The 22,637-nt window shown below is 42.4% G+C and carries 17 protein-coding genes; 14 read left to right on the forward strand and 3 right to left on the reverse strand.

Features of this window, described 5'->3' with window-relative positions:
• The first annotated feature begins 2 nt into the window (after positions 1-2).
• The 4 genes from HG263_RS21295 (at position 3) to HG263_RS22735 (ending at position 5,268) form a co-directional block, all read left to right on the forward strand.
• Positions 3-1,370 carry an MFS transporter gene (locus tag HG263_RS21295; protein WP_171628082.1) on the forward strand — a complete coding sequence of 456 codons (1,368 nt, stop codon included), beginning with the start codon at positions 3-5 and terminating at the stop codon, positions 1,368-1,370.
• A 20-nt stretch (positions 1,371-1,390) separates the two neighbouring features.
• Positions 1,391-2,059 (forward strand): single-stranded DNA-binding protein, encoded by a 669-nt coding sequence (ssb, locus tag HG263_RS21300; protein WP_171628083.1) that lies wholly within the window; start codon positions 1,391-1,393, stop codon positions 2,057-2,059.
• Between the two features lie 244 nt (positions 2,060-2,303).
• A complete protein-coding gene (locus HG263_RS21305) occupies positions 2,304-3,287 on the forward strand; it encodes a M1 family aminopeptidase (RefSeq protein WP_171628084.1) in 984 nt (327 codons plus the stop codon).
• 364 nt (positions 3,288-3,651) lie between these two features.
• Positions 3,652-5,268: an EAL domain-containing protein gene (locus tag HG263_RS22735; protein ID WP_171628085.1), complete on the forward strand. Its 1,617-nt coding sequence runs from the start codon at positions 3,652-3,654 to the stop codon at positions 5,266-5,268.
• Here the strand turns inward: HG263_RS22735 and HG263_RS21315 are convergent.
• Positions 5,254-6,168 carry a 1-aminocyclopropane-1-carboxylate deaminase/D-cysteine desulfhydrase gene (locus tag HG263_RS21315; RefSeq protein WP_171628086.1) on the reverse strand — a complete coding sequence of 305 codons (915 nt, stop codon included), beginning with the start codon at positions 6,166-6,168 and terminating at the stop codon, positions 5,254-5,256. The two genes, HG263_RS22735 and HG263_RS21315, sit on opposite strands and share 15 nt — an antisense overlap.
• Before the next feature lie 214 nt (positions 6,169-6,382).
• Between HG263_RS21315 and HG263_RS21320 the strand changes: the two genes are divergently transcribed.
• From HG263_RS21320 to tldD, 9 genes are all read left to right on the forward strand, one after another.
• Entirely contained in the window at positions 6,383-8,422 is a 2,040-nt protein-coding gene (locus HG263_RS21320) for an SUMF1/EgtB/PvdO family nonheme iron enzyme (RefSeq protein WP_171628087.1), read from the forward strand.
• Between the two features lie 69 nt (positions 8,423-8,491).
• A complete protein-coding gene (locus HG263_RS21325) occupies positions 8,492-9,535 on the forward strand; it encodes a rod shape-determining protein (protein ID WP_070983148.1) in 1,044 nt (347 codons plus the stop codon).
• The gene (mreC, locus tag HG263_RS21330; protein WP_171628088.1) at positions 9,535-10,377 is read left to right on the forward strand and encodes a rod shape-determining protein MreC; all 843 of its coding nucleotides are present in this window, start codon (positions 9,535-9,537) and stop codon (positions 10,375-10,377) included. The genes HG263_RS21325 and mreC overlap by 1 nt, the downstream gene beginning before the upstream one ends.
• On the forward strand, positions 10,370-10,849 hold the full coding sequence (gene mreD / locus HG263_RS21335; protein WP_171628089.1) for a rod shape-determining protein MreD: 480 nt from the start codon (positions 10,370-10,372) through the stop codon (positions 10,847-10,849). Before mreC ends, mreD begins: the two co-directional genes overlap by 8 nt.
• Entirely contained in the window at positions 10,849-11,427 is a 579-nt protein-coding gene (locus HG263_RS21340; protein WP_171628090.1) for a Maf family protein, read from the forward strand. Before mreD ends, HG263_RS21340 begins: the two co-directional genes overlap by 1 nt.
• A complete protein-coding gene (rng, locus tag HG263_RS21345; protein WP_171628091.1) occupies positions 11,420-12,892 on the forward strand; it encodes a ribonuclease G in 1,473 nt (490 codons plus the stop codon). Before HG263_RS21340 ends, rng begins: the two co-directional genes overlap by 8 nt.
• 16 nt (positions 12,893-12,908) lie before the next feature.
• Complete coding sequence (locus HG263_RS21350; protein ID WP_171628092.1) at positions 12,909-16,769, forward strand: YhdP family protein; 3,861 nt, start codon at positions 12,909-12,911, stop codon at positions 16,767-16,769.
• 35 nt (positions 16,770-16,804) lie between these two features.
• On the forward strand, positions 16,805-17,629 hold the full coding sequence (locus HG263_RS21355; protein ID WP_171628093.1) for a carbon-nitrogen hydrolase family protein: 825 nt from the start codon (positions 16,805-16,807) through the stop codon (positions 17,627-17,629).
• Positions 17,622-19,061, forward strand: coding sequence for a metalloprotease TldD (tldD, locus tag HG263_RS21360; RefSeq protein WP_171628094.1), 1,440 nt, complete (start codon positions 17,622-17,624; stop codon positions 19,059-19,061). The genes HG263_RS21355 and tldD overlap by 8 nt, the downstream gene beginning before the upstream one ends.
• 132 nt (positions 19,062-19,193) lie before the next feature.
• Here the strand turns inward: tldD and yjgA are convergent, their stop codons facing one another.
• Complete coding sequence (yjgA, locus tag HG263_RS21365; protein WP_171628095.1) at positions 19,194-19,715, reverse strand: ribosome biogenesis factor YjgA; 522 nt, start codon at positions 19,713-19,715, stop codon at positions 19,194-19,196.
• A 132-nt stretch (positions 19,716-19,847) separates the two neighbouring features.
• On the opposite strand from yjgA, the gene pmbA reads away from it, so the two are divergent.
• Complete coding sequence (pmbA, locus tag HG263_RS21370) at positions 19,848-21,197, forward strand: metalloprotease PmbA (protein ID WP_171628096.1); 1,350 nt, start codon at positions 19,848-19,850, stop codon at positions 21,195-21,197.
• 30 nt (positions 21,198-21,227) lie between these two features.
• Here the strand turns inward: pmbA and mgtE are convergent, their stop codons facing one another.
• Positions 21,228-22,586 carry a magnesium transporter gene (mgtE, locus tag HG263_RS21375; protein WP_171628097.1) on the reverse strand — a complete coding sequence of 453 codons (1,359 nt, stop codon included), beginning with the start codon at positions 22,584-22,586 and terminating at the stop codon, positions 21,228-21,230.
• Between the last annotated feature and the right edge of the window lie 51 nt (positions 22,587-22,637).

Consider the following 22,637-nt stretch of genomic DNA (forward strand, 5'->3'; position numbering starts at 1 on the left):
TTATGTCTAATCAATCATTAAATCTTCTCGAAAAACGCGCAGCGTTGTCACTTGCCAGTGTCTTTGCATTTCGTATGCTAGGACTTTTTATGCTTATGCCTGTGTTGGCTATTTATGGCCAATCGCTCGAGCATGTTTCTCCCATGTGGATTGGATTGGCGATTGGTGCATATGGCTTAACGCAAGCGCTATTACAAATTCCTATGGGATGGTTATCTGATAAGTTTGGGCGTAAGCCTATCATTATTGTTGGTCTGGTGATTTTTGCAGTTGGCTCCGTTATCGCTGCGCTCGCTGACTCTATTTATTGGGTTACCGTAGGTCGAGCTTTACAGGGAATGGGCGCGATTGCCAGTGCGCTACTAGCGCTTGCCGCTGATCTTAGTCGAGATGAACAGCGACCAAAGGTCATGGCTGTAATTGGCATGTGTATCGGCTTGAGCTTTGCTTTTGCGATGTTACTTGGGCCTATGGTTGCAGCTGCATTCGGTATTTCAGGCGTCTTTTGGTTAACGGCAATCCTGGCATTATGCGGTATCGTTATTATTCTTTTTGTGGTGCCAAGTGCGGTTAACAAAGCGCCAAAAGGAGACACCATTGCCACGTTTAGAGATATTCGTAAACTAAGTCGCCATCCTCAACTACTACGCCTAGACATGGGCGTTATGTTATTGCATTTATCACTGACTACTATGTTTGTGGTATTGCCGGGGCAACTCATTGCTGATGGCTTAACGGCAGATACGCACTGGAAGCTATATATTCCCGTGTTATTACTCGCATTTGTATTAATGGCACCTTTGATGATCGTGGCAATTAAAAAGCAAAAAGAACGCGAAACCTTTTTGGCAGCAATCGCTTTACTTGTTGTAAGCACATTTGGCCTCATGTTATGGGCTAATTCAGTGCTGGGCATTGCTGTTTGTATGCTGTTGTACTTTATTGCGTTTAACTTCTTAGAAGCGACAATGCCTGCGTTGGTATCACGTATTGCGCCAGCATCACAAAAAGGCTCTGCGATGGGGATTTTTTCATCAGGGCAATTTTTTGGTGCGTTTTTAGGCGGAATTTTAGGAGGTTATATTGCTCAATACAGTGAAGCGAACGCAGTGTTTGCGGCAGTGGCCTGTGTTGGGGTAATATGGTTATTTATTGCATGGCGAATGCAGATCCCACCGAAAAGCAAGGTTATCAGCCTAATCACTGAGCTGTCTGACCCACAGCAAGCAGAAGCATTGGCCGATAAATTGGTTGCTTTACCCGGTGTGATCGAAGCGATAGTCGTTAGTGAAGAAAATCGCAGCTATCTGAAGATAGATGATAAACAGTTTGATTTAAACCAAGCTAAGCAAATACTTGGCTTGCATTAATAGTGTGAGGAGAGGGTGCCATGGCACGCGGTGTAAACAAAGTTATTTTGGTAGGTAATCTAGGACAAGATCCTGAAGTTCGTTATATGCCAAACGGTAATGGTGTTGCGAATATTAGTATTGCTACTACAGACAGCTGGAAAGACAAAAATACAGGCCAGTTGCAAGAACGCACCGAGTGGCACCGAGTGGTGCTATTTGGCAAGTTAGCTGAAGTTGCTGGTGAATACTTACGTAAAGGGTCACAGGTATATATTGAAGGCCGTTTACAAACGCGTAAGTGGACTGACCAAAGTGGTCAAGAGAAATATACAACAGAAATTGTTGTTGATATGGGTGGCCAAATGCAAATGTTAGGCGGCCGTAACGAGCAGCAAGGCAATGCACCGTATCAAGGTGGGCAACAGCAAAATAACCATGCTCAGCAGCAATACAACCAAGCTCCACAGCAGCAACAGTATGCCCCTCAGGCTCCTCAGTCACAGCAAGGCCACTCGCAGCAACAAAGTGGCGGCTATGCGCCAACACAGCAAAACAGCGCAAGCCAAGGTGGTGGTTTTGCACCTCAGCAGCCACAACAAAGCGCACCTCAACAGCAAGGTGGTTTTGCACCTAAACCAGCTCAGTCTGGTGGTTCGTCTAACCCAATGGAACCGCCGATTGATTTTGATGATGATATTCCATTCTAAATGAAAACAGAAAAGCGCATTATATCAATAACTTAGATTTTAAAAAAGCCTGTCTTTACAGGCTTTTTTGTTTCGGACAAACCGATTTTCGATCATTCCTCAAAAGTATTACGTCAGTTTTGGCAGTTATGGTGTCATAGCTGTCTGTCAGCAATCACTATAAAGTAGCGCCTTAATCTTAACCTTAGCGAAGTCTCATTGGTATTTCATAAGGCACCTCTAGCACATTGAAAGGAACTAAGTAATGTTGAAGCACACACTAATACGATGTGGGAGTTGTATTGCCATAATGCTTGTCTCAATAACATCACAAGCTGAAGAAGCATCAAAAGTTGCCACTTTGGAAAATGTCACCATTAATTATCACTTTATGGATGATGAGTCTGTTGAAAAAAAGCATGAAATTAACGATCTAACCAATCAAGCATTCTCTGCTTACACAAAGTTATTTGGCGGCTTGCCTAGAGATGAAAAGGGCAAAGAATATTCTGAAATTACAATTCATGTAAACAAAGGAAAATACCTAGGAGGAGAGGCTGATCCCAAATTAATTATGCTTTCCTGGCGTGAAGGTAAGACATTTGGATTTGCTACATGGCAGACAATATTACTACATGAATTATTTCACTTATGGAGTGGTGAATCTATTCGCTACCAAGACGGACGAGAACATTGGTTTAATGAAGGATTTTCAGAGTTTTATGCCTATAAGACCGCCGTTGAATTGGGCTTGATATCCTCGAATGAAATGTTGGCGGTGGCCTCTTCGGTTATTGGGTATTACTTAAGCGCTTCTAGGCTTGGTGAGCTTTCCATGAGAGACGCTGGGCGAACAAATAAAGCGAAGTTCGATAATTACTTTCTGGTATATAGCGGTGGCTGGACTATGGCGATGGCACTCGATCACGATATAAGAAAAAGAACGAATAATAACAAAAGTATAGATAATCTTATGCCATGGCTTTACAGCAATTTTCATAGAGATAAAAGACGCTATACTTTACAAGATATAAATCAGGGTATTAGGCTAAATACAGAACTTGATTATTCTAAGTTTTTGGATTCTTATGTGGATGGTAATGCTGTACTTCCTATCTCCGAGTATTTACCGATAAGCGATGCTCTATGGGCGCTTACATTGCACAAGAAAAATAAAAGAGAGTTCACTGAGTTATACGAAACATTAGGTATTAAGGATTCTAATCAGATTAAAGTAATGGTGAGATAAATGGCAGTGTCTTTCATTCAGGTAAGTAACTTTTTAGATCTCTTGATTCTTAAATTTAATCTCTGCTTACCTTTTATAGGTGCGGTGGAGTTGTAAGCGCAGTCATCTGCAGTTCGAAAGATTGATATACCTTTAACTAAAACACGATTTTCAGTTGACTCTAGAACTCGATATTTTATTGTTTTTTAATTAATAATTTAATTATTCGCAGCTAAGATTATAACGTTTTCTAACCTATTCATTGGGTTAGTTTAAGCAAGCAGAAAAATACGTACTGTGCACCCTGTCACCTTGAGTTTTATCTACTACTGTACAACACTTAAGCTATGAGAGCGGAACTAGGTAGTATAAGGTGTAATGGAACGTGCAGTCTAATTTTAAATCACTCAACTGGCGTATGTTTGCAGTGGGCTCAGTGGTTGTGTTTGCTTTAAATATACTGTTACTGCATTTGTTGCATTTGCAGATCCATCAGCGTGCTGAAGCCGTTGTGGAAAGAGTAGCAAAGTTGCCAGAAGAGCTCAGAACCCAAAGCAATATTACTGCGATAGCCCAGCAGTTTAAATTTGAGTATATAGCAGATGATAAGCCAGTGCCTGATGAGGCAACTCGCTTTTCTGTCGCAGGTATCTCTTTGAATTTAGTTCATCAAAAGCCTTATCAAAAGCACGCATATATCATCCTATTTTTTAACATCTTGTTTGTTGGTTTATTGGTTTTTGTTTACCGCTGGTGGCAAGTTTACCAAGTTAGACCAAAGCGCTTTCTGTCAGATGAAAAATTAGATATTCAACACAGTTCAGCGATGAGTGCGGTCGATCCAAAAGTTGCAGATAGCAGTTTGTTCAAGGTGTTTTTATTGATCCGCTGGACAGCCAAAATTGAGGGAAGTTTAGATGAAAAAAGCCACTTCTCTGTAGCGCTTCATAAGCACTTACCAAGCTCTATGAATTACTCAGTAAAATACCTAAATTCAGGTGCTTTGGCGGTAACCTTTGAAAAGGTGGCGTGGGGAGATGTGATTGAATTGGGGAAAAAGCTCCATGAAATTATGTTTCGCGCGATTCGCGTGCTTCGAGGCGATCTTTCCCGTAAGCAAATCAAAGTGGGAGGCTGTTTTTATCAGCATGAGGCGGAACAAGCGAATGTATATCAATTAGCCCGAGCTGCGCTAGAAATAGCAAACAATAATGTATGGCAACATGTGCATATGATGCCATTAGACAAAACTCATGCAAACGCGATGCAAAGCAATGAAGATGACTTTATTCGTTGTATTGAAAACAGACAGTTTGTGTTGTTTTTCCAACCGTTGTTTGGATTTGAGCAACAAGACATTATTCAAAATGAAGTGCTATTAAGGGTAAGGCACGCTCAGTTGGGATTGATCGCCGCTAAACAGTTTATCCCTCAGTTACATAGCAAACACAATTTGGAGGTGCTTGATAAAACGATTGTTATGCAGGCTATTACGATATTAACCAAGGAGCCGCATAAGGCCAATGTTAGTATTAATCTTCATATTGAAAATTGGCTCGATATTGACTTTATACATTGGTTGGTTGCAGCGATACGCGATGCAAGCCAAGTTAAGAAGTTAACATTCGAAGTAAGTGCTGATGATTACTATAAATATCACCAGCAAATTAATGTGCAACAGCTGTTTTTTACTGGTGTCAATGCTGCGCTTACCATTGATCACGTCGAGTCACCGCTGATGGTAAATACGATTCGAGAGAATCAGCTTATTTCAGCAGTAAAATTAGGTTTTGGGCTTGTTCATAAAGTTCAGCAAAGCGCGCAACAACAAAAGACTATAAAACAAATTGTGTACCAAGCCAAACGTCTAAACGTAGCAGTTTATGCGGTAGGTGTTGAAACACAAGCCGAGCTGGATTGTTTGAAGTCACTTGGGGTGCATGGTGCGCAAGGCTATTATTTTGCAGAGTTATTACAGCAGCTTGAGCTAGTACGTTATTAGACCCCGATAGCGCAACCCATCTAGCCCTTGTAAACCGCCAGTGTGGATAGCTGTAATATGGCTGCCTGGTTTAAAAAAATCTTGTTCAAGTAGTTGCCATAAAGCGTAAAACAGCTTTCCGGTATAAATCGGCTCTAATGGTAAAAGACATTCTTTTCGCATCTGTTGACAAAACTGCCACAAAGCGGGTGAAAATTTGCCGTATCCGCCATCATGAAAGTCACACATTAGTTGCCAGTTGGATGTGTTGGTTGCTTTGGGAGCGAGCTGCATGATGTCGTTGACCAAATACTCTGCTTGCTTTAATACTGCAATGCCTATGACTTTAGTTGTAACTGGGCTGGCGTTTATTAAGCCTGCGAGTGTACCGCCACTTCCTGTAGCGCACATCACGTAGTCACTTGTTGGTAAACTTTGAGCAAGTTCTTCAAGGCCAAGCATCGCATGTTGATTACTGCCACCTTCTGGAATGAGGTGGCACTGCGGGAATTGAGTTAGGAGCTCGTGTAAATAGTCAGGCTGGTTTCTTAAACGGTAAGTTGCCCTATCAACAGCGTGTAAATTTAAGCCGCAAGCGCGTGCCATGCGAATAGTTGGATTTAGCTCATCTAAATGAGGTCCTCGTATTATCACGTGACCCTGAAGGTTAAACAGTTTGCAGGCCATACTTACAGCATATAGATGGTTGGAAAATGGGCCTGAAAAGGTCAAAAATGCGGCTTTTTTTTGTTGCTGCATGGCAATCAGATTATACTTTAATTTGCGCCATTTATTACCGGCAATATGAGGGTGCAACAAATCGTCTCGTTTAACCGTGAGGGTAATGTTTTTTTGAGTTAGTAACGGGTGCTTTATTACCTGTAACGGGGACTCTGGAAAGTTAAACTGTCTAAAACTCATACTAATGTCTGGTTTGCATCGAGATATTCGAATAATTCTAACAGCTATCTTGTAAAATATGTCCAGATTACTGGCAAGGTTGCGGTTAATAGTTGTAAACTCAGATATTAATGGCACAAAGCTTGTGTTTTGCTTTGTAAGTACATAGCATTAAGAACTAACTATAAAAAATAACAAAGACCAAATAATTGCCGCGTTTTTGGGAATGGAATATATGCGAATAGCTCCTTTATCTTTTTTTGTCTCTGCCACATTGATGGCTGCCTGTGCGACATTCAACACAATGGCGCAAGATACAGCAACGGTGAATGCCATTGAATCAGAACTTTCGGTCAAACAAGCTGAATTAGATAACTACACGCAGATATTAGACAAGCACTTAGGCGAAGAAACTCGGCTTCAGGCGCAGTTAGATCTATTAAGAACTCGTTCTTCCGATTTGGATAAAGAAAAGAATCAGGCGCTAGATGCGATGAATGACCTTTATCGCCGCTTAATTGATGATCCCTCCGTAGATATTTCAGAAGCCCAAACCCGCTATAAAGAAGCTGTTGCAGAACATAAGAAGAATAAAGATGATATTACGATGCAGCTAGCGGCTATAGCTTCGCACCGTAAAGACATCGAACAAATTAGAGTGACTAAGCATACTTTAATTAACACTCTTGAAAATTTAAAAGATCAATTAAGTACCGCTCGTGTTGAGCGTTTGCGCAATGAATTTACACGAGAAGGCACCTTAGAGGTGGACCACACGATTAACTGTAAGCGTACAGAAACACTCGCGGCTTGTGAACAACGCGGGCAGCAAATGGCATTGCAAAAAGCTACTAAACGCTTCGTTGATCAGTTGTTTGCAAACCTAACAGAGCAGCGTCTTGTTGAACCTAAACGTAATCTCGCAGGGGCACAAGTACAAGTACTTAACAGTCATGTTGTGAGCAGTGCATTTAGTGGACAAGGTAACTACAGTGTGAACTTAAGTGTGAGCATGCGTGGTGATGTAAATAATAGCCGCCTCTGTAGCTTGATTAGTGTTGATAATCGCTTTTGTGCTGAGTATGGTACGCCAATGGCTGGTACCGTTGGTACTTATCAAGCCAATTACCCAACGGTATATAATGACAGTCAATTAAATTTCTCTGAGCAAACGACCACTATTCCCAGTCATGTTCAGGTGTCGACGCTCAATGCTGAACCAATCATTGAGGTGACAAAGCCAAACATTCAGGTAGCACCCGAAAAAAAACCACCAGTCATGGTTCCCGTTACTTTACGCTCTAACGTGTATGATGACGAAGTTTTTATCAATGGGGTGAGTTATGGTTCGACTAAGCTGTCAGTTAAAATTCCAGCCGGCACCTACGATATTGAAATACGCAAGTTAGGTTATAAACCTTATAAAAAGCGTGTGACAATACGAAAAGCACAAACAATTAATGCAAAGCTTGTAAAAAAGCCTGAGTCGATTGCTGTACCGACACCAAAAAGTGAGCAAGACGGCACGACAGTCTCCGCTACTGTAATTTCACAAACACCAAAGAATGAAGTGGTGATAGTGCCCGCTGGGTCGTTCAAAATGGGTGACTTAGTCGGAACCGGGTTAGCGAATGAGCGGCCCGTAGTGGAAAAAGTGCTTAGCAACTCTTATGGTATGCAAAGCACTGAAGTGACGGTGGGTGAGTTCAGAACATTCATAGAAAGTACAGGGTATCAAACTGCTGCAGAAAAAGGCCGTGGTTGCGCCTATTACAAAGATGGTGAGCCTGTTTGGGAGCTAGACTATAACTGGCAGTCACCTGGCTATGAGCAAGCTGAGAACTTTCCTGTGGTATGTGTCTCTTACGAAGATGCTAAGGCTTATGCTAATTGGTTATCAGCTGAACAAGGTGAGCAATTTCGTTTACCAAATGAAGTTGAGTGGGAATATGCTGCAAGAGCTGGCACAACTTCAGAATACCCTTGGGGAAATGAAATAGGGAAAAGCCTTGCTAACTGCGGTTGGTGTGGCAGTGAATGGTCTAATAAAAGCGCAGCACCTGTGGGTGAATTTCCACCGAACTATTATGGACTGTACGACACTGTAGGAAATGTATGGGAGTGGACTCAAAAAAGAGCTTCTCAAAGTGGTGTTACGGTGCGTGGTGGTGCTTGGAACTTTGCACCCAGCTTAGCTCGTGTTTCTACTCGACTGGAGTTAGCAACAGACTTTCGAGCAAATTACATTGGTTTTCGCTTAGTGCGAGAGCGATAGAACAGTATAACGATGGGTGATGCGCAGCATCACTTAATTTAAAGTATTTCTTTAAGGTTACCCAGCCTCATGTTTAAAAAATTACGCGGATTATTTTCCAACGACCTATCAATTGATTTAGGTACAGCTAACACTCTTATTTATGTAAAAGAAGAAGGTATTGTATTAAATGAGCCTTCGGTTGTCGCGATTAGACAGGAACGAGCTGGAGGCCCTAAAAGTGTTGCATCAGTCGGTACTGCCGCTAAGCAAATGTTGGGCCGTACGCCTGGCAATATCAAAGCGATTCGACCAATGAAAGATGGGGTTATCGCTGACTTTTATGTAACAGAAAAAATGTTACAGCATTTCATCAAGCAAGTGCACAATAACAACTTTATGAGACCAAGTCCTCGAGTTTTAATTTGTGTACCTTGCGGTGCAACTCAAGTTGAAAAGCGTGCCATTCGTGAGTCAGCAATGGGGGCTGGAGCAAGAGAGGTTTACTTAATAGAAGAGCCTATGGCGGCAGCGATCGGTGCAGGTTTACCTGTATCAGAAGCGACAGGCTCTATGGTTGTCGACATTGGTGGCGGTACAACAGAAGTTGCTATCATTTCTCTAAATGGCGTGGTGTATTCTTCATCAGTGCGCATTGGCGGTGATAAATTTGATGAGGCAATCATTAACTATGTACGCCGCAATTTTGGTAGCTTGATCGGTGAAGCGACTGCAGAGCATATCAAACATGAAATTGGCTCGGCGTTTAAAAGTGATGAGCCGGTATCAATCGAAGTGCGTGGTCGCAATTTAGCAGAGGGTGTACCTCGCTCATTTACACTTAACTCTCACGAAATACTTGAAGCGTTGCAAGAGCCGTTAATGGGGATTGTGAGTGCAGTGATGGTTGCGTTAGAGCAGTCACCTCCTGAGTTGGCATCAGATATTTCTGCTCATGGTATGGTATTAACTGGCGGTGGTGCTCTACTAAAAGACCTAGACAGATTACTAATGGAAGAAACAGGCATTCCTGTTGTAGTTGCAGATGATCCTCTTACTTGTGTGGCAAGAGGCGGCGGTAAGGCGTTAGAGATGATCGATATGCATGGTGGCGATGTATTTAGCTACGACTAATGAACTTACTATTTGGCCGTACGGTATCACTGCAACTGCGCTTAACAGTCGCAGTGATGCTCAGCATAATACTTATTGTTGGCGACCGCTTTACACAAGGTGGTAATATGATCAGGACTAGCCTGCATACAGCGGTTAGTCCTTTGTTGTATCTAGCAAGTATGCCCTATGAGGCATTTAATAGTGGCGCTAAAAGTTTGCAAACACGTGAGCAGCTTAGCGAAGAAAACAATACACTTAGGCGTAAGCAGCTGTTGCAAAGTGAGCAGCTACAGCAGTTACAGTTTTTACAAAAAGAAAATCAAAAACTCAGAGCACTATTAAATGCATCCGCTCGGCAGAAAAATACTAGGCAAATAGCGCAAGTGTTGTCTGTCCATTCAAACCCATACAGTCACCAAGTTGTTATTAATCGGGGCACCATAGATGGTGTGACGGAGAGTCAGCCTGTTATTGATGAAATGGGACTGGTAGGGCAATTAACTCAAGTGGGAACAACAACATCACGGGTCTTGCTGATGACGGATATCACACATGCAACGCCCGTCAGGATACTACGCAATGATGTGCGTACTGTAGTCGAAGGCATTGGCAAAATAAATAAGTTAAAGTTATCCCATGTCCCGCATAGTTTAGACGTACGAATTGGCGATGTGCTAGTAACATCTGGATTAGGTGGTACGTTTCCAGAAGGTTATCCGGTGGCTGTTGTAACGGAAGTTAACCGTGATGAAGGTTTGCCGTTTGCTCAAGTATATGCTGAGCCCATAGCCCAGTTAGATAGGGTTCGCTTATTACTGATCTTAGGTCGTACATCACAAGAGAGCTTAGATAATGATTAAGCGCTATTACTTCCTTATTGCATTTAGCGTATTTTTAGCATTGGTTATGGCGTTAATGCCACTGCCGATATCTGCTGAGCCATTTCGTCCAGATTGGGTTTTATTGGTGTTAATGTATTGGTCTTTGGCTGTACCTCATCGTGTTAATATTGGTTGGGCGTGGGTTGCAGGTTTACTGATGGATCTTGCGATTGGTGCGCCACTGGGTGTTAACTCATTAACTTACTCTATTTGTATCTATATCACAGTAAGTAATTTTCAAAAAATACGTAACTTTTCAATTTGGCAGCAAGCTGTGTTAGTTGGGTTGTTTTTAACTCTGTACCACTTACTGCTGTTTTGGTTAAACCACTTTTTACTCGATGTGTATTTTAGTCCTCATTATTTGTGGCCAGCACTCACAGGTATGCTATGTTGGCCATGGATTTTTTTATTGCTACGTAAATACCGTCGACAATTCAGGATCCGTTAATGACACCAAGCTTGTATTTGGCATCAGCATCTCCAAGACGTAAACAGCTCCTCGCTCAGTTAGACTACGATTTTATTCAATTTTCAGTAGATGCAGATGAAACGCAATTGAATAATGAGCCTCCTTTACAATACGTTGAGCGTCTAGCGCGTTTGAAGGCTCAATCTGGAGTTGCTCAAGGTTACACTGACAGGCCCGTATTAGGCAGTGATACGGTGGTCGTGATTGATAATATCGCGTTGGGTAAGCCCAAAGATGAACAAGACTTTCTGAGTACAATGGCTCTTTTATCAGGACGCACTCATCAAGTGTATACTGCGATAGCCTTGGCAGACAGTCAGCATACTTTGAGTACTGTGGTATGTACCGATGTGACTTTTAAACAGCTAAGCCGTCAAGAAATGCATCAGTATTGGATAAGTGGTGAGCCGTTAGACAAAGCGGGGGGTTATGGTATCCAAGGTCTTGGTGGAAAATTTGTTACGCAACTATCGGGTAGCTACTTTGCAGTAATGGGTTTACCTTTATATGAAACTGATCAATTAATTAAAGAGTTTACTAAAGGCTATTATGAGTAGTGAATTATTAATAAATGTGACGCCCAGTGAGAGTCGCGTGGCACTCATTGAAAACGGTGTACTGCAAGAAGTGCAAGTAGAGCGGATCGGTAACCTCGGTATTGTTGGTAATATTTATTTAGGTAAAGTGAGTCGAGTATTACCTGGTATGCAAGCTGCTTTTGTGGATATTGGGTTAGACAAAGCGGCGTTCTTACATGCATCTGATATCGTCAATAGCGCATCTTTTGAAGAAGGTGTGGATGAGCAGCCGATCAAAAAAGTGCAAGACATCAGAGAGCTTGTTAAGCAAGGCCAGTACATTATGGTGCAAGTGGTAAAAGACCCGCTAGGTACCAAAGGCGCGCGCTTAACCACAGACATTACTATTCCTTCACGATACCTTGTTTTTATGCCAGATGCGACACACGTAGGGGTGAGCCAAAGGATTGAAACCGAGCAAGAGCGAGCTCGTCTCAAAGAAATTGTGTCTGAGTATAATGATGAAAATGGTGGCTTTATTGTTCGTACCGCCGCCGAAGGTGCAAGTGAAGCAGAGCTGAAACATGATGCCGAATTTTTGAAAAAATTGTGGCGAAAAATTGTCAGTCGACGTAAAAAAACCAGCAAAGCTGCGATTTTACATGAAGATTTAACACTCGCATTTAGAACTTTAAGAGATTATGTTGGCGAGGATATGGAGCGTATCCGAGTTGACTCAAAGTTGACGTATCAAGAGCTCAAGGCGTTTACAGAAGAGTTTGTTCCCCTACTAGGAAAGGCGCTAGAGTATTATCCTGGTGAAAGACCTATTTTTGACTTATTTGACGTTGAAAGTGAGATCCAAAAAGCCCTACACAGAAAGGTTGAGTTGAAATCTGGGGGATATTTGATCATCGACCAAACGGAGGCAATGACCACGGTTGATGTTAATACTGGCGCATTTGTTGGCCATCGTAACTTAGAAGAAACGATTTTTAATACCAATGTAGAAGCCACTTCTGCCATAGCTAGGCAGCTAAGGTTACGCAACCTTGGCGGTATTATTATTATTGACTTTATTGATATGGTTTCGGATGAGCACAAGCGTCGCGTGCTACACTCATTAGAGACAGCCTTGGCTAAAGATCGTGCGAAAGCGAACATTAACGGCTTGTCGGCTTTGGGTTTGGTGGAGATGACCCGTAAACGTACCAGAGAAAGCCTTGAGCATATTCTGTGTGATGTTTGCCCGGCATGTTCTGGAAGAGGGTCGTTAAAAACCGTAGAAACAGTATGTTATGAAATTTTGCGAGAGATAGTTAGGGTCAATCGTGCTTACGATGCAGATAAGTTCATGGTTTATGCGTCACCCGCTGTGAGCGAAGCACTCATCAATGATGAGTATCATAATTTAGCGGAATTGGAACTCTTCATTGGAAAACAGGTCAGTATTCAAACGGAAAGCTTATATAGCCAAGAACAGTTTGACGTCGTAATGATGTAAGGTGACGTAGTGCCCAATGCAAGTTAAAACTTTTTGTTTCTTTTGTGTTCGTAAAATATGGCAGGTGTTTGCGATAACACTTGTTATGCTTGCTGTGTTGGTTTCTATTATCAAATATAGTTTGCCTTATGCCAATGATTACCGAGAAAGTATAGAAGATATTATACATCAACAGTTTGGTGTGGATTTAAGCTTAGGCTCAATTAGTGCTAGCTGGGAAAGCAGTGGGCCAGCGCTAGTGTTAGAAAATCTTACCTTTGTTGATAATGAAAGCGCCCCGATTGCTCTATCGATAAAAAAAACCAGTTTACAGCTGAACCTACTAGAATCATTAAAAAATTGGCAGATAAGGTCAAACTACTTTGTAATTGATGGATTTTCTGCACAAGTTAATTTAGCACAGTTGGCACAAGCTAACGACGAACAGAGTGCTGCATTTGAGCAGCAATCACTAATTGAAAGTTTATTTTTAGGTGAAACTGGACACTTTTCTATTCAATCCAGTCAGTTAAATTTGCGTACAAAAAATGGCTTTATCCATACCTTATTACTGAATGATTTGACTTGGCAAAACAGCCCCCAAAGCCATCAAGGAGAAGGAGAGGTGGCTATCCCGGGGCTTCAGCAAGGGCGCTTCTCTGCTCGTTTGGCGTTAACAGGGAGCACACTGCGAGATCTGGCGGGGAAAGTATATTTACAAGCGCAAAATGTTGATGTTGCTGAGTGGCTCACAGAGCAGCTTTCAACTGAGCAAAAGCATATATCGACAGAGCTAAATGGGGAGCTCTGGTTAGCGCTTGATAATGGTAAAGTGCAAGATGTCACAATCAATACACTACCGAGCAAAGTTCAGTGGCAAGATGCACAGCGAACACATCAATTAATTATGCAGCAGGGGCAATTGCAACTCATACCCACCCAAGGACAATGGCAATTACGAAGTTCTGAACTGTTGTTGAGTTTAGATAATCAAAACTATATCCCCGCTAAGTTGCAGGGGGAATTTGGCGAGCTCAATCGCTCTGTTTGGTTTGAAGATGTCAGTGTTGGGCTTATCAAAGAGCTGTCTCAATTGTTGAATATTGATGGTATCAATGCATTAGCCAATGCAGAGGTTACAGGTCAGCTCCAGGGGCGTATCGCTTGGTCTCCAGCATCTTCATATCAAGTATGGCTAAACATGGATAACCTAGGCTGGTCGGCATTCAATGGCATCCCAAGTTTAACCGATGTAAGAGTTGAAGTATTATGGCAAAGCACCGGAGCTGCGGTGCATGTTTTTAGTGAACAATCAGCACTGGCGTCACCTGGCACATTTAGAAAGCCACTTGACTACGAGCAACTCAATGCGCAGCTACAAGTTTATAAACAAGATAATGTGTGGCATATCAGTAGTGACTCTTTATGGTTCAATAATAAAGCACTAACGATTGCCGGAGAAATGCACCTCGCATTGACGGCGCAGCCAACCTTAGACCTTTATGCCGAAGTATTAGGTGGAAATGCAAAAACGGCAGGAGACTATTACCCTCGCTCGGTGATGTCTAAAAATTTAATTGAGTACCTTGATAGGGGGATTTTGGCTGGACAACACCGCAAGAGTCAAGTTTTGTTGTCAGGGGCTTTAGAGGCATTTCCTTATGAACAAGGTCAAGGCCAATTTGAAGTGCTCTCTCATATAGATCATGCTGAGTTTTTGTTTGCGCCAGATTGGCCTGCAGTTAAAAACGCAGATGTTACCCTGCACTTTGCAAATGAACGTATGGATATTTACGCTAATCAAGGTGAGCTCATAAACCAACAGCTTACTAGCCCAGTGATTGTCAGCTTACCTAATCTTAATCAGGCTGATAACCTGTATGTTGCTATTAATCACGAAACAGATGCTCAAACATTGTTGCCCTTTTTTGATGCGACGCCACTAAAGGACCCCCTTGTTAATATCTTAGAAGTGGTTCAGGGGCGAGGGCAAGTGCAAGGACAAGTAAACCTTGATATAGATCTGAACACTTTGGATGTGAATGCTTCAGGAAAAGTCCACTTAGATAATACGAACATATTTCTCAAACAGCCGGGTATGGCGTTATCGGGTGTGCGCGGTGTATTGCATTTCGATGATGACCGTATAGAGCTGAAACAAAGCTCAGCAACATGGCTTGATATGCCCATCAGCTTTGATGTGAACGCAGACGGTGATAATCGCAAATATGAGGTTAATGTTGATGCGACGTTATCGGCACAAGCTGACAAACTCATTCCTTACGCTCATGGGCTGTTGGATGATTTTATTGAAGGAACAAGTGAACTGCACACGAATGTTAATTTAAAGTTCAAGGAGCAAGGGTTTAATTACAGCGCTCAGTTTCAGGCAAACTTGAATGGTGTTACCAGTCACCTACCAAGTCCATACCAAAAAAATAGTGAAGAAGAGTGGGCGTTCAATGCTTTAGTGCAAGGCGATGATATTTCAAATCTTATTACTTTTAACTTAGCTGATAAACTATTCTTTAACGGTATTTTGGATAACCAAACTGGTCAGCTAAGTCAGGCACAATTAAGCGTGGGCCAAGAGAATAAAGGGCTGAGCGGCAAAGGCTTCCATGTAGCAATTTCACAACCGAGTATCGTGATTGATTCATGGCTAACGTTTATTGATCGGTTAATTTCCTTGCCCAGCGATTCATCGCAGAACGACTCTCTATTACCACCGCTAGAGATGATAACGGCAGAGTTTGCTAGCGCGCAATTTGCTGATATTCCTTTTACGGATTTGGAAATGCGGCTATTGCCAAATGCAGATGGTATGACCATGAAGTTAAATGCCAAAGAGCTTAGAGCAAATGTATTACTTCCACAAAAACAGTCAAGCAGACCAATTAGAATAGATAGTGACTACTTGCGAATTAACTTGATTGAGCAGCCAGAACCAAGTGAAAAACGCCGTGATTCAGATTTGGACTGGTTAACACGTATTCCAGCAATTGAATTTAATTGTGGTGATTGTAAATTAGGTAACTATCAACTCGACAAAGTGAGCGCTTCATTATTTGGCGATGGGAAACAGCTTACCATTGCAGAATTAGTTGTAGACAAAAATGATCATGTACTGAGAGGTAAAGGTCGCTGGGTTGCTGGGCGCAGTTACGTTGATGGGATCTTAAATAGTAAAGACATCGGCGAGCTATTTGATGAGTTTGATCTTACCTCGACGATTAAGGATTCTCGAGCGAATGTGGCATATCAATTAAATTGGCAAGGTGCTCCCTATGATTTTGATATCGCTACTTTAGCAGGTGAGGTTAATTGGGAGTTAGGAGAGGGTCACTTGACTGAGATAAGCGATCAGGGGGCCAGAGTTTTTTCATTACTCAGTTTAGATTCGCTGATCAGGAAGTTAAAGCTAGATTTTAGAGACGTGTTTTCAAAAGGCTTTTTTTATAACCAGATGAAAGGCAGCGTTCAGATAGACAAAGGGATTGCGTATACAAAAGACGCCAAGCTGGATGGTGTTCCGGCTGATTTGAGTATTCAAGGTTACGCAGATCTTAATACCCAAGAAATTAATTATGATTTAGCTGTGGCGCCGCAAGTGACTTCCAGCATTCCAGTTATAGTGGCATGGATGGTTAACCCTGTTTCAGGTCTAGCGGCATTAGCGCTGGATAAGGTCATACACTCTGCCCGAGTGATTTCAGAAATTAAATTCAAAGTAACGGGTACCATGAGTGAACCTGTTGTACAAGAAATAGACCGTAAAAGTCGTGAAGTTGAGATACCTCAAGCAGCACAGAATGAGCCACCTAAGCCTCAACTTGGACTTGAATCGGACAAACCCCTACAATTAAATGACCAAGGTAGTACGCCAATTTCGGGATAGCAGCGTTGTTTAATTGAGCATATTGGAGTCACTATATGTCAATCTCACATGTGGTCGCAGTGCAAATGTGTTCTACGATGAACCCTGAGAAAAACTTTTTACAATTAAAGCAGTGGCTAACTGATTGTAATCTAAAAAAACCAACACTCGTTTGCTTACCAGAAACATGGCTGGCATTTATGCAAACGGCTGAGCAGTCTTTAAGCTTATCAAAACAGTACGAATACTGGTTAACTCAGTTAGGACAGTTATGTAGGGCTTTTAATATCTGGATTGCCGCTGGCACAATGCCAGTTTATGGTGAGCAAAATAAGTATTATGCAGCGAGCTTTTTACTGAATGAAAGGGGAGAGGTTGTTGCCCGATACAATAAAATTCATTTATTTGATGCTGATGTCGCTGATGGTAGTGGGGGTTATCGTGAGTCAAAATCAACGATAGCAGGCACAGATGTTGTGGTTGTTGATAGTCCATTTGGCAAGATTGGTCTAAGCGTATGTTATGATCTGCGCTTTGCTGGATTGTTTCAAGCTATGAGTGAGCTAGGAGCTGAGTTATTTTTAGTCCCTAGTGCTTTTACGACCGTTACAGGGCAAGCTCACTGGGCACCTTTACTACAAGCACGGGCAATTGAAAATCAGTGTTATATCGTTGCAGCTGCGCAATGTGGTGAGCACGAAAATGGCCGCAAAACGCATGGACATAGCCTAATATTATCACCATGGGGTGACGTTATGGCAGATGCGCAACAAACTTTAGGCTGCATCAGTGCACAGATAGATTTGGCACAACTGCATCAGCTTCGTAAGGACATGCCAGTACAGGTCCACAACAGATTTAAGAGTGAGTTTTATGAATAGTGTCGAACAGCGTTTACTAACAGACAGTCAACTTGATAGAGAGCAGCTAGAGCAAACATTAAGTTATATCCATCAACATAAAGTCGACTATGCGGATTTGTATTTTCAATCGAGTCATCATGAAACGTGGGTGCTCGAAGATGGTTCAGTGAAAGAGGGCAGCTATAATATCGAGCGTGGTGTTGGGGTTCGCGCCGTTGCGGGTGAAAAAACAGGTTTCTCTTATTCTGACGCAATTAATTTAGAGGCTTTAAACAAAGCAGCTATGGCGGCACGTAGCATCGCTCAGGCAGGTGAAGAGAAAACAGTGCAGGTATTTAGCGAAGTAGATGTTAAGCGCCAGTTTGAACCAGTCCAGCCTATTCAAAGTATGACTGATGCAGATAAGGTCAGCTTGCTTAAAGAAGTTGAAAATGCGATTCGAGAGTGTGCACCTGATGCGCAGCAGGTGGTGAGTTCTATTTCAGCTGTATATGAAGAAGTGCTCATTGCAGCCAGTGATGGCACATTTGCGACAGATATTCGTCCTTTGATCCGCTTAAGTTGTTCTGTACTGCTAGAAAAAAATGGTCGTCGAGAACGAGGTAGTGCCGGCGGCGGTGCCCGTTTGGATTATGGTTATTTTAAAGAGTTAGTGGATGGTAAGCCTCGCTGGCTAGGATACGCTCAAGAAGCCGTCCGCCAAGCAAAAGTTAACTTAGAGGCGGTTGATGCGCCAGCTGGCACAATGCCTGTTGTATTAGGTGCTGGGTGGCCTGGCGTGCTATTGCATGAAGCTGTTGGTCATGGTCTAGAGGGCGACTTTAACCGTAAAGGGGCGTCAGCATTTAGTGGTAAGGTAGGTGAAAAGGTAGCCTCTAGTCTATGTACTGTTATTGACGATGGCACGATGGCCAATCGTCGAGGCTCACTGAATGTCGATGATGAAGGAACACCAGCGAGCTACAACGTACTGATCGAAAATGGTATTTTGAAAGGGTATATGCAAGACAAACTAAATGCCCGTTTGATGGGCGTTGCGCCGACGGGCAATGGGCGCAGAGAATCTTACGCCCATTTGCCGATGCCAAGAATGACAAATACGTACATGCTACCAGGCCAAGATAGCAAAGAGGATATTATTGCCAGTGTGAAAAAAGGTATATATGCCCCCAATTTTGGCGGTGGTCAAGTTGATATTACTTCAGGGAAATTTGTATTCTCCGCATCTGAAGCCTACCTCATCGAAGATGGAAAAATTACTCAGCCTATAAAAGGTGCAACATTGATTGGGAATGGTCCCGACGTAATGAATAAGATTTCCATGGTCGGTAATGATTTACAGCTAGATCGAGGTATTGGGGTGTGTGGTAAGGATGGTCAAAGTGTACCAGTCGGCGTTGGTCAGCCGAGTTTAAAAATTGATGAAATAACGGTTGGAGGCACAGCCTAACCCCACTTCACTTTTTCGGGCTTAAAGTTACTTTAAGCCCGACTCACCTATTTCCAAACTCTTATCCAAACCTGAGGCTAATTACCTCTATGAGAGCAAATGTATCTGTGTGATTGTATCTTCTGTTTTTACCTAAGGCATAATCGCCTCTTTTAAGTACTGAAATAGCTCTTTGTAACCTTTCGCTGGTTTCTCAGCTTTGAACTCTTTGCTCGCTTGTCTGACAAGTTGACGCATTTTTTGGCGCTCAAGTGTTGGGTATTGCTCAAGTAAGTCGTTTATTTTACTGTCACCTTGCTCAATTAACTCATTTCTGAGCAGTTCTACTTTATTAAGTAGCACATCTGCTTGGTTATTTTTGTTTAGCATGACAGCGATGGCTGCTTCAATTTCTTCGACATTTTCTGTTAATCGCAATGTTTTAGTTATGTAGTTGATGTGTCGTCTATATGCTTCAGATTTTTGGCGAATTTTGTCTGCAACAACCATCGCATCAAGCAAATCGCCTGTTAGCGGTAATTTGTCTCGTTGCTTTTTAGGCATGCTTGCCAAGTCTTGTGCTAATTGCTGGTATTGCTGCGCATCACGCTTAAGTTCGCTTTTTGATACGTAGATGATTTCTTCTTCAGTGTCAGGTTTATTTTGCTTAGCCATGGTTTATTCAGGTTTTACCGATTTATACTTCAGTATACCAATTTTATGACATAAATGCTTTGCCATAATGGGGCGAACGTTTAGATGTGTGTTAGCATTAAATAAGCGTATAAATTACAAGAGATGGAAACGATGGTGCAGTCTCAACAACACCCAATTTATAAACACATAGATGATGTAAAACAAGCTGTTTCGGAAGCGTTAAGCCATGCAAAAAAGCTTGGTGCAACGGCGGCTGAGGCGTCAATGTCGAGTACATCAGGGTTATCAGTTAGTACCCGAATGGGAGAGGTTGATACAATAGAGTTTAACCAAGATGGAGGCTTGGGGGTTTGTGTTTATGTCGGTAATCACAAAGGAAATGCATCAACCGCAGATTTAAGCCCTGCAGCAATTAAAACCGTGGTTGAAAAAGCGATTGATATTGCCAAGTTTACATCGGATGACCCTTGTAATGGTGTTGCGGACAAAGAGTTACTGGAATTTTCTCCCCCAGATTTAGATTTGTTTCATCCCTGGGATGTGATGCCTGAGCAAGGGATTGCGATGTGTTTAGAAGCTGAAAAAGCAGCATTAGATGCTGATGATCGCATTGTTAATTCGGATGGCGCTAGCTTTGCTAGCCACCAAGGGTTGCGGGTCTATGGTAACAGTCATGGGTTGATAGCTGGTTTCCCAAGAACTCGTCATACTCTGAGCACGGTTGTAATTGGTAAAGATGGTGAGCAAATGCAACGAGATTCTGCTTATACTATTTCCCGTGAACAGCAAGGATTAAAGTCTGCTACAGAAGTAGGCTTGGAAGCTGCGCAGTCAACGTTAGCCAAGTTAAATAGTCAAAAGCTATCGACCATGAAAACCCCAGTCATATTTCGTGCTGATATAGCCAATAGTTTATTTGGCCACCTTGTTTCAGCGATTGGTGGTGGGGCTTTATATCGTAAATCGAGTTTTTTACTGGACCAACTTGGAAAGCAAGTGTTTAACTCATGTGTCAATATTATTGAGCGTCCTCACTTACCAAAAGGCCTTGCTTCAAGTCCATTTGATAGTGAAGGTGTAAAAACCATAGATAGAGACATCATCCATGGTGGAGAACTGCAAACTTACCTATTAGCCAGCTATGCAGCTCGTCGATTAGGTATGACAGCGACAGGACATGCTGGTGGCATTCATAATTGGCTAGTGCAACAAACACATGATGATCTTTGTGCGTTATTGAAGGAAATGGGCACTGGGCTATTAGTTACAGAATTAATGGGACAAGGTGTGAGCACTGTAACGGGTGACTATTCGCGAGGCGCAGGTGGCTTCTGGGTTGAGAATGGTCAAATACAGTATCCTGTAAGCGAAATCACGATTGCCGGTAACTTAAAGGATATGTTCCAAGGCGTACAAGCGATAGGCGGTGACATTGAATATCGTGGTAGTGTACAAACCGGATCGGTTCTTATCGATTCAATGCAAATCGCAGGTGCTTAGTGTTCAAAAAAGGAGCTTTAGGCTCCTTTTTTAAACTAAAAACCAAGTAGCGGTGCCTAAAAATGCAAAAATCCCCACAATATCCGTGACTGTTGTGAGCACAACACTTCCGGCAAGTGCGGGGTCTATATTCATGCGCTTGAGAATAATAGGAATACTCGCGCCAGCAATACCTGCAGCGAGTAGGTTCATAAACATCGCGAACGCAATGACCGCACCAAGGACAAAATCCCACTGCCATAATGCAACAACGCCTGCAATTAAAATTGACCATAAAACGCCGTTAAGGGCCCCGATAGCCAGCTCTTTGCTAAGAATGAACTGTTGGTTTGTTTGGTTAATATGGCCTAGTGCTATACCACGAATCACTAAGGTTAACGTCTGGCTCCCTGCTACTCCACCCATACTTGGCACAATCCCGTTTAGCACGGCTAAAAATGGCAAGATATCGAGCGTATTTTCGAAAAAACTAGCGACAAACGCTGCTAGTAAAGCTGTTAGTAAGTTAATGCCTAGCCAAATTGAGCGTCGTTTAGAACTTTTGAATACGGGGGCGAAGGTATCTTCTTCATCATCGAGACCTGCCATACTCATTAAGCTGTGTTCAGCATCTTCGCGAATTACATCAACAATGTCATCGATGGTAATACGTCCTAATAGATGCGCGTTATCATCTACAACCGCAGCTGAGATCCAATTATGACGCTCAAACAGCTGTGCGACTTCGGTTTCATCCATCGTGATAGGAATAGACTCTTTGTCAGAATCCATTAACTCACTGACTAACTTCTCTGGAGGGTTAGTTAGTAAACTATTTAAAGATAACGAACCAATAAAGCAGTTATCTTTATCAACTACATATAAGTCATCAGTTCCATCAGGTAACGTTCCTCGTAAACGTAAATACCGTAACACAACATCTAAGGATACATCGGGTCGTATTGTTACCGTATCGGTATTCATTAAAGCGCCAGCAGAGCGCTCTTGATATGATAAGGCCTGTGTGGCACGTTCCCTATCTTGGGAGTCCATAGCCCCCACAACATCTTGGTAAACGGTCTCAGGTAAGCTTCGTAAAACTTCACCCAAGTCGTCATCATCCATATCTTCGGTAGCGGCAGCAATTAGTTCAGGTTCCATTTGAACAATGATGCTTAAACGCACATCTTCAGAAAGCTCTTCGAGTACATCACCTTGGATATCAGGATCAACGAGCTGCCATAGCTGACGGCGAACCTTATGAGGTGAAGACTCTAAAAGTAGGGCTGTATCGCAGGGGGCCGTTTCAGCCAAAATACGCCTAACTTGAACAAACTGCCCACTATTTAAAGCCTGCGTTACTTGTTGCAGTTGTTGCAGTGTATAGTCTTGTTCAAGGGCTTCAGGCATAGGCTTCCTTCAATATCATTGATTTTTTAATTTTAGTGCCTAAGAAGAAAA

Source organism: Pseudoalteromonas caenipelagi (genome assembly GCF_013140855.1).
GTDB classification, from domain to species: Bacteria; Pseudomonadota; Gammaproteobacteria; order Enterobacterales; family Alteromonadaceae; genus Pseudoalteromonas; species Pseudoalteromonas caenipelagi.